Below are 8,324 nucleotides of genomic sequence, written 5' to 3'. Positions count from 1 at the left end.
CCCCCCCCCCCCCCCCCCCCCCCCCCCCCCCCCGCCCCTCTACTCACTGATACTTCTTCATCGACTTGGAGTTCGTCATGAGCACCGCATCCGCTGCGGCCCTCGAACCCGAGGGTGCGGCCGCGCCACGTCGTGGACACATCCTGGCCGTGCTGGGCCTGGCTCAGCTGATGGTGGTCCTGGACACCACCCCGGCGGCGGTGCGCTGTGTGCGGATCAGCGGGCGATCGAGATCGCGAAGGGCGCGAATCCGCTGGACCGAATCACGTGCGGTACGAACAGTATCGCGGCCTCCGTGGCGCGGGCGGTTCGGATCCCGCCGAGGTCAGTGACCCACTCCTTGCGCCAGCCGAGGTTGATGAGCAGTTCACGGATGGTCTGCTTGGCCTGCGGGTCGTCGCCGGAGAGGAAGGCGTCGGGCGCCTGGGTGAGCGTGGCCGGCGCGGTCATCACCGGGAAGAGCATGGTGTTGAGTGTCTTGACGACGCGCGTTTCGGGGAGCGCTTCCTGGAGTTGCTCGGCGAGGCTTGAGCCGGGGTAGATCAGGTCGGCGGGCAGTCCGTCCGGTCCGTCGACGGTGGCGTTGGAGACGTCGACGAGGATCTTGTCGCGCAGTTCCTCGCGCAGGGCGACGAGCCGGTCCAGCGAGCCGGCTCCCGGGGTGGCGTTGATGACGATCTGGGCTGCCCGGGCAGCGTCGGCGGCGGCGCCCGGCGCGCGGTCCGCCACGGTCACCTCGTGCCCTGCCCGGGTGAGGGCTCTGGCCAGGTTGCCGCCGACGCGGCCGTTTCCGAGAACTGCGATCGTGGTCATGATGATCTGGTCCTTCCGTGCGTGCAGGTTGTGGTGTGCGGTCAGGGTGAGAGTGTGGCAACGGCCTGGGCGTGGACGCCGGGCGCGGCGGCCAGGAAGCCCTCGCTCTGCGGGGTCCAGGGGCGGCCCTCGGCGTCGGAGATCTGTCCGCCGGCCTCGGTGACGAGCAGCGCCCCGGGCAGCAGGTCCGCGCGGGCGCCGGCGAACTGCCAGAAGGCGTCGATCCGGCCGGCGGCCACGTTCAGCAGGTGCAGGGTCGCGGGCACGGCGGTGCGGACGACGAGCGCGTCGAAGAGCATCGCGGTGATCGAGGAGCCGACGCGCCGCACGACCTTCTCGCTCTCGTCCGGCCGGGCCTGGCTGGTGGCCACGATGCTCAGGCCGAGGTCCGCGGTCGGGGAGACGTGCAGCGGTCGGCCGTCGAGGTAGGCGCCCGCTCCGGTGAGCGCGGTGTAGGTCTCGCCGGTCAACGGCAGGTGGACCGCGGTGAGCACCGGCTGGTTCTCACGCACGAGGGTGGCGGTCACCGCCCACTCCGGCAGGGCGTGCAAGGTGGTTGACGTTGCCTTCGGCCGGATCCACGACCCACCATTCGCCGGGCGGCAGCGCCCCGCCGTCCAGCTCGTCCTCCACCCAGCCGGCGTCCGGGCGCAGGCGCGTGAGGCGGGGGCGCAGGATGTCGAGGGCCGTGTCGTCGTTGGCGGCGAGAGCGCGCATCAGCTCTTCGCGGGTCCGGTAGCGGATCACCTCGCCGAAGCGCTCGCGCAGCGCCGAACCGGCCGCGCGCACGGCGATCGCGGTCCGGCCGAGCAGGTCGGCGTCAAAGGCGGCGACGTCAGTGGTCTGAAGCGTTTCGGACATGGCGGTACTCCCGTGTGAGGAGGGGTGTTGAGGCCGCTCGGGCCAGGCTGTGCGTTCCGTCTTGCGCTCTCATTTCGAAGGTATAGAGCCGTTTGATTAACTTCAAATGCATGTCAAGCACGGCTAGGATTACTCACATGCAATTGGATTTGAACCTGCTCGCCGCGCTCGACGCGCTGCTGGAGGAGGGAAGTGTGGCCGGGGCAGCCGCGCGCCTGCACGTCACCGCCCCCGCGATGAGCCGGAGTCTGGGCCGGATCCGGCGCACGACCGGGGATCAGATCCTGGTGCGCACCGGCCGCACGATGACCCCGACGCCGTATGCGATCGCCGTCCGGGAACAGGTGCACGAGCTGCTGCACCAGGTCCAGGGGGTGCTGGCACCGAGCCGTGAACTCGATCTGGCGACGTTGGAGCGCACCTTCACACTCCGCTGGCATGATTCCCTGGTCGCCTTGAGCGGCCCCGCACTGCTCGCGGCCGTGCGCGGACAGGCGCCGGGCGTGCGCTTGCGCTTCGTCGCGGAATCGAGCATCGACACCCCCGAGTTGCGGCGCGGCGAGGTCGACCTGGAGGCGAACGCCAACCGGCCGAGCGCACCGGACATCCGTGCCGAGAACGTGGGCGAGACCCGCCTCGTCATCGTCGTGAGGCAGGGGCACCCCCTCACCCGCGTCAGGACCGTCACCGCAAAGCGGTACGCCGCCGCTGAGCACGTCACCGTCTCGCGACGTGGAAACCTCAGCAATGCCCTCGACGACGCCCTCGCGCGGCTCGGCCTCACCCGCCGCGTGGTGGCGACCGCGCCCACGGAAGCGGCCGCGCTGGAGTTCGCGCGCGGCTCCGATCTCCTGATCAGCGTCCCCGAAGCCACCACGCGGTCAGCGGTCGCCGACCTCGGCCTGGTCGTGCTCCCCCTCCCGCTCGAACTGCCGTCGGCACCGATATATCTGTCGTGGCATCAGCGCTACGACACCGACCACGCCCACGCCTGGCTGCGCGGGCTGGCGCGAACCGCACTGGCCAGGGGCGGAGCGTCGTCGTAGTCGGCGCCGTCCGGCAGCTTCACCCATACGTCCACGCGACCACCTCGATTCCGCACGGCCGGCCGCTGTGCGGAATCGCAACAGATCACCAGCCCCCGGCGGTAGGCGTACACGGGCTGTTCAGCATCGGAGCCAGCGGCCCGGAATTTTCCTCTCCCTTCGGGTCGGGCCGTTCCTCACCGGGTCTTCTTCCGGTCGAACCAGAACGTCGCAAACGTCGGCGCGAGTCCTGCCCAGAACAGCATCTGGGGCAACATCCTTTCCTCCCAGGGTATTTGGGCGATCAGCAGTGCGCACAGCATGGCCCAGGCCGCCTGGGCCAGCACTATGCGGGGCCACCGGCGGCGGCGTATCAGTGACCGCACATTGAGCTGGACCCCGGCGCGCCGGCGGCGGTAGCGCAGCAGTGTGCCGACGATCCAGATGGCGGTCACCGGCACGAGGTACCACAGGCGCTGACCGAGGGACAGCGGCAATTCCCGCGCCACCTCGCCCTCTCGGACGAACATGTCCAGATCCAGCATCGACCCGGCCAAGCCGACACAGAGCAGGGCCGGCCACCGCACCCCACGCAGCATGTGGTAGGTGGCTTGGTCGAGGCCGCGCTGCATCTCGGCGGAGTCCGGTGCGGCGGAGAGCCCGCTGGCGTAGAGGTCGGCGGCCTGGGCGGCCTTGACGCCCGGGGCCTGGGCGGCCTTCTGAGTCTGGCGAGCCAGGGCCTCTGCGTGGGTGGGGTCGAGCCGGAGGATGGCGTGGTCGAGCTGGTCGGCGAGGGCGGTGTTGAGCGAGAAGGTGGCGATCTGGTGGGCGATTTCGTGGGCGTAGATCTCCTCGGGGCCCAGCCGCAGCGCCTCCGCTGCCAGGTCGGTCGCCTCGCGGAGGACGTGGGCGAGCTCGTGGGGCGGGGGGAATGTGGAGCCGTTCTCCTGGACGTAACGGACCATCGACATGCGGCATACGGCGTCCGCGAGCATCGCATAGCCGTACCAGTGGTGCGGGTCGGCCCGGACCGCTTCGCGCAGTACGGGCTCGGCCGCGCGCCATGCCCTGTCGGGTATGCAGGTCAGTGCCTTGGCGCGCAGGATGAGTGCGAAGAAGTTCTCGGGAGCCAGCTTGAGTGCCTCGTCAGCCGCGTGAAGGGCTTGTTCGGGCTGCTCCGTTTTCAGGTGGCAGTGGCCGATCTCGATCCAGGCACGCCGGTCGTCAGGGTTTCCGGCGAGGTGCTGCGCCAGCACAGCCCGGGCCTGCTCGTAGCGTTCAAAATCGTAGAGGGCCCGGGCCTGCTCGACGGCTGAGTTCAGTTCGGTCACAGCTTCCGCTTCTTCTTCAGGTAGGCCACCAGGTCGTCGTACATCCCGCCGTCGTTCGCGTACATCGCCACGTTGCGGGCGGCCGCGAACCACGGCTCCGTTGAGGGACCGATCTGCCCCGCCGCGGCCAGCAGGTCCTTCATCCCGATCAGACGTACGGTCCCGGTCCGGGCCGAGTCCAGCAGCGCATGCTCGGCCGCGGCCTCGCACACATGGGCCAGGTCGGCGCCGGACAAGCCGTCGGTGGCCTTGACGAGCTTGCCGAGGTCGACGTTTTCGATGGGCCGTTCCCGCAGGTGGTAGCGGAGAATCGCCTCCCGGGCCGGTCCGTCGGGTGGCAGCACGAGCAAGGTCCGGTCCAGCCGGCCGGGGCGGCGCAGTGCGATGTCCACGTCCCAGGGCACATTGGTCGCGGCGAGCACGAACACGCCCTCGTTCGCCTCCGCCTCGACGCCGTCCAGCTCGGTCAGCAACTGGTTGACGGTGTTGCGCATCCCCGCGCTCTGGGTGCGGCTGCGCTTTCCGCCGAGCGCGTCCAGTTCGTCCAGGAAGACCACGCACGGGGCTTGGCGGCGGGCGGTCTGGAAGAGCTCGTGCATATTGCGCTCGGAGTTGCCCATCCACATGTCGAGCACGTCGTTGACCGACACGGACAGGAAGTTCGCCCCGAGCTCGCCGGCGACCGCCCGGGCGATGAAGGTCTTGCCGCAGCCCGGCGGCCCGTACAGCAGGAGACCGCCGCGAAGACTCTTGCCGTACAGGCGGCGCAGCTCCGGATTGCGCAACGGCGCCAGAAAGGCCGCCTCCAGCCGCTCCTTGACCTCTTGCATGCCGCCCACATCGGCGAGGCGGACGGCCCCGGGCCGCTCCACATCCCAGGCGGCGGCATCCTCAGGATTGCCGCTGCCGTCGACGGTCAGCGGCGCTTCCACGAAGCGGGGCGGCACGACATCACCGACCTGGTTCTCGGCGGCCTTCCAGTTGAAGCCCGGTCCCGAGGCGGGGGCGGACGCCGGGGCCTGGCCGGCCGCGGGATCCTGCGACGGTTCGGCCACCGAGGTCGGAGGCCGGCCGGGCACCGGGGACTGCGGCGGTGAGGGAAGCGCGGCTTCGTCGGAGATGTTTGTCGGAGTACCTGCCAGGGCCCGGACCATCAACTCGCGTGCCTGGGCGTCACCGGGCGCGTGCTGCAACGCCACGGAGACCTCCCCCACCGCGGCGTCACCATGCCCCGCGGACAGCAGCAACTCGGCGAGGTGAAGCCGCAGCGGCACGTCATCGGGCGCCGCCGCAACGGCCCTGCGCATGCTCTGTATAAGGGGGGATTCCTCCGACATGACCCACACTTTACGGAGCCCAAGTGGGTGACGTGCGGGCGCCCTTGGTGTGCCCGGCCCTGTTTCGGGCCGTGCCGCGGTCACGGGGAGGGCGTTCTCTCCGCGCACGTAGTAGGGCTTGGTCAGGTTCGTTCGCCGGTGGTGTGTCCGTTTGATCGGTGCCGCCGTCCAGCCACCCGTGTCAGCCCGACTTCGGCGGCTTCTGCGCGTCGAAAGCGAAGAGAGTGTTCTTGGCCGCGGCCACGATCACCGCACGCCCTGCAAGGGTCACCCGCGGGCTCGCACCCGGATCGCCCGTCAAACCATCGACCTGCGGATCTGTTGTCCATAGGGGTTTGCCATGGACCGGCGACAGCGCGACCACTCGGCCGGTGGCCGAGCTGAAATACAGTGCGCCGGCTCCCGCAACAGGACCCGCCGCGCCCTCCACGCCAGTCTGCCGCGACCACTTCTTCCGGCCGGTCGCCGAGTCGAGTGCTGTGACGAGACCGGTCTGCCCGCTCACATAGACGGTGCCGTCCGCCATGCCGGGCGTCCCCGCGTATGTCTCGGCCAGTCGGGAGTACGTGACCTTCCGCGAGGCCGGGTCGACCCGCGCCACCCCGTTGTAGCCGGCCAGCTCCGTTCCCTTCCTGTGTACTTGCAGGAGTACGAGCCTGCCGTTGGCGACGCCCATCGGCACGGCGGGGCCGTTGACCGCGATGGGCCTGCCCAGTGTCCCCGAGGCGCGGTCGACCGGGTACAGGGTGGGGTGGCGCACTGCAAAGGCGTTCACCTCCGCATCCGTCGCGCACATCGCGACGAGCTGCGGCCCCACCGAGACGGGCGCGCACTGCGTACCCGCAGGGAATGAGGATGTCCAGGTGACCTGACCGCTGTGCGCGTTGCGGGCCTCGAAGCGGGAGTTGGAAGCGTCGACCGTCACGACGTCGGAACCGACCACAATGGCGTCCTGAGTCCGACCCGTGACGGCCGTCGACTGGGCGCCGGACGGCACGGACCACAACTCCCGGCCGTTGCTCGCGTCGAGGGCCACCACCTCGCTGCGAGGGTCCTGCGGGGCGTCCTGGGCGGCGAAGCGGTAACCGAGCACCGTGTCGTCGGTGGCGCCCACCAGGTGCATGCCGTTGACGGGGACGCCGGGGCTCTTCGCCGTCCACACCCGCGAGCCGTCCCTGGCCCTGATACGGGTCGCGACGACACTGCCGCCCCCGCAGAACAGCGCGTCGCCGTGCGCGAGGCAACGCAGCTCGTCGGGGATGTCCGGGCGACCGCCGGGTACGGCCTTGTGCCACGGTTCGAAGCCGTCCGGAAGTGCGGCACCTGGCACTGCAAGGCTGTTGCCCTTGTCGCCGCCGCTGTTCCCCCCAAAGGCGCCCGACGTCAGTGCGGCGACTCCTCCACCAATTGCTGCCACGGTGACCGCGACCGCGGCCGCGAGCACGGGATGCCAGCGGCGACGCAGTCGGCGGCCGATGGAGGTGTCGGCGCTCCCCGTATCGGGAGCGGCCGGGGTGATGGTCGGGGGCGCCGGCGCCGGGGTGGCCGGCGTGGAGGTGGCCGGCGCCGGGGTGGCCGGCGCCGCGAAGTGATGCTCGGTGACCATGTCGCGGGTGCGGCCCGCGCCAACTCCCCTCGCGTCGATCTGGTCGAGGTCGGCCGGCAGGTCCCGTAGCAGCACGAGGAGTTCGTCCGCCGAGGGCCGCCCGTTGGGCTCCTTGGCCAGGCACGACTCGACGACCGTGCGCAAGGCCGCCGGCACATCCTCCAGCGACGGCTCCCTGTGCACCACCTGAAACGCAGCGATGTACGGGCTCTCCGCGTCGAAGGGCCCGTGGCCCGTCGCTGAGTAGGCCAGCAGCGTCCCCAGCGAGAAGACATCGGACCGCGGCCCCACATCGCGCGGCGCCTGCAACTGCTCCGGCGACATGAAGGGCGGCGTACCGATGACCCGCCCTGTAATCGTCAGCGTCTGCTGGTCCACGGCGCGCGAAATTCCGAAGTCGATGACGCGTGGGCCCTCGGGCGAGAGTACGACGTTCGAGGGCTTCAGGTCACGGTGGACGACCCCCACCCGGTGGATGTCCCGCAGCGCCTCCGCCAGCCCGATGGCGAGCCTCCTCAGCTCCGCTCCGCTCAACGGGCCCTTCGTGGCGATGCGCCGGGCGAGCGTGTGCCCCTGGATATAGGTCGTCGCCATCCACGGCTGCTCGGCCTCAGGGGCAGCGTCGACCACGGCGGCGGTGAACGCGCCACTCACCTGCCGCGCCGCCGCCACCTCCTGCCGAAAGCGGATGCGGAACTCGTCGTCCGCCGCGAACTGCGGGTGGATCAGTTTGATCGCGATACGACGCCCCGAACTCGTACGGGCCAGAAAGACCGTGCCCATCCCACCCGAGCCGAGTCGCGCCTCAAGCGGATAACCGCCGATCTCGGCTGGATCACCTGCGCGCAGCGACACCCTTCCCGACCTCCCGTCCCCCGTGCACCTCTGCCACCACGGTCCTGCGTACCTCTCCTGCACATTAGCCGCAGGGCAGTACAGCAGAGCAGGGTGGGTGACGAACAGGATCTCAGGGCTGCTGCCCCGTGCCGCACGCGACGAAGCCTCGCCAAGAGGAGGGCGGATTCCAGAGCTTGTTGCAACACCGTGGTCGGTTGGCCATCACGTTCTTGGAGAGCCCATCCCGGAAGCGGGGGTAGTCCCACGCGCCTCGCCGCCTCCCGGACGAGGTCTCTGCTCCCCGCGCCCGCGGGGGTGATCCGCGCACACTGCCGTTCACCGTCGGCATCGCCCTGTCCTTCCCACCGACGTGGGGGCGATCCGATATCGCATCATGCGTGTCATCCCCTACGAGACCCGGCCTGTCATCCGGTTCGCGGCCGACGCCGATCCCGATGGCCTCGCTGACCTGATCGCGTGGCCATGCCGGGGGGCGGCCGCCCCCGGTACGGCA

The 8,324-nt window shown here is 70.2% G+C and carries 5 protein-coding genes and 1 pseudogene; 1 reads left to right on the top strand and 5 read right to left on the bottom strand.

What is annotated here, in order from left to right; all coding sequences use genetic code 11:
• Positions 1-216: 216 nt before the first annotated feature.
• Positions 217-813, bottom strand: coding sequence for an NADPH-dependent F420 reductase (locus tag AC3EUV_RS37950; RefSeq protein WP_432147088.1), 597 nt, complete (start codon positions 811-813; stop codon positions 217-219).
• A gap of 41 nt (positions 814-854) precedes the next feature.
• Positions 855-1,674 (bottom strand): annotated as a pseudogene (locus tag AC3EUV_RS37945) (3'(2'),5'-bisphosphate nucleotidase CysQ).
• A gap of 137 nt (positions 1,675-1,811) precedes the next feature.
• Between AC3EUV_RS37945 and AC3EUV_RS37940 the strand changes: the two are divergent.
• Positions 1,812-2,720 (top strand): LysR family transcriptional regulator, encoded by a 909-nt coding sequence (locus tag AC3EUV_RS37940; protein ID WP_435604868.1) that lies wholly within the window; start codon positions 1,812-1,814, stop codon positions 2,718-2,720.
• 176 nt (positions 2,721-2,896) lie between these two features.
• Here AC3EUV_RS37940 and AC3EUV_RS37935 read toward each other — a convergent pair whose 3' ends face one another.
• The 3 genes from AC3EUV_RS37935 to AC3EUV_RS37925 form a co-directional block, all read right to left on the bottom strand.
• The gene (locus AC3EUV_RS37935) at positions 2,897-4,030 is read right to left on the bottom strand and encodes a tetratricopeptide repeat protein (protein ID WP_432147085.1); all 1,134 of its coding nucleotides are present in this window, start codon (positions 4,028-4,030) and stop codon (positions 2,897-2,899) included.
• Positions 4,027-5,367, bottom strand: a complete 1,341-nt coding sequence (locus AC3EUV_RS37930; protein ID WP_432147084.1) for an ATP-binding protein — start codon at positions 5,365-5,367, stop codon at positions 4,027-4,029. The genes AC3EUV_RS37935 and AC3EUV_RS37930 overlap by 4 nt, the downstream gene beginning before the upstream one ends.
• A gap of 181 nt (positions 5,368-5,548) precedes the next feature.
• Positions 5,549-7,828, bottom strand: coding sequence for a protein kinase domain-containing protein (locus tag AC3EUV_RS37925; RefSeq protein WP_435604867.1), 2,280 nt, complete (start codon positions 7,826-7,828; stop codon positions 5,549-5,551).
• Between the last annotated feature and the right edge of the window lie 496 nt (positions 7,829-8,324).

The organism is Streptomyces sp. bgisy130 (genome assembly GCF_057708345.1).
The sequence above is the reverse complement of the archived record's forward strand: the minus strand, read 5'-3'. Positions and strand labels throughout refer to the sequence as shown.

Excerpts from the sequence above, each read along its gene's own strand:
- AC3EUV_RS37950 (WP_432147088.1), bottom strand. The coding sequence starts at position 813 with ATGACCACGATCGCAGTTCTCGGAAACGGCCGCGTCGGCGGCAACCTG.
- AC3EUV_RS37940 (WP_435604868.1), top strand. The coding sequence starts at position 1,812 with ATGCAATTGGATTTGAACCTGCTCGCCGCGCTCGACGCGCTGCTGGAG.
- AC3EUV_RS37930 (WP_432147084.1), bottom strand. The coding sequence starts at position 5,367 with ATGTCGGAGGAATCCCCCCTTATACAGAGCATGCGCAGGGCCGTTGCG.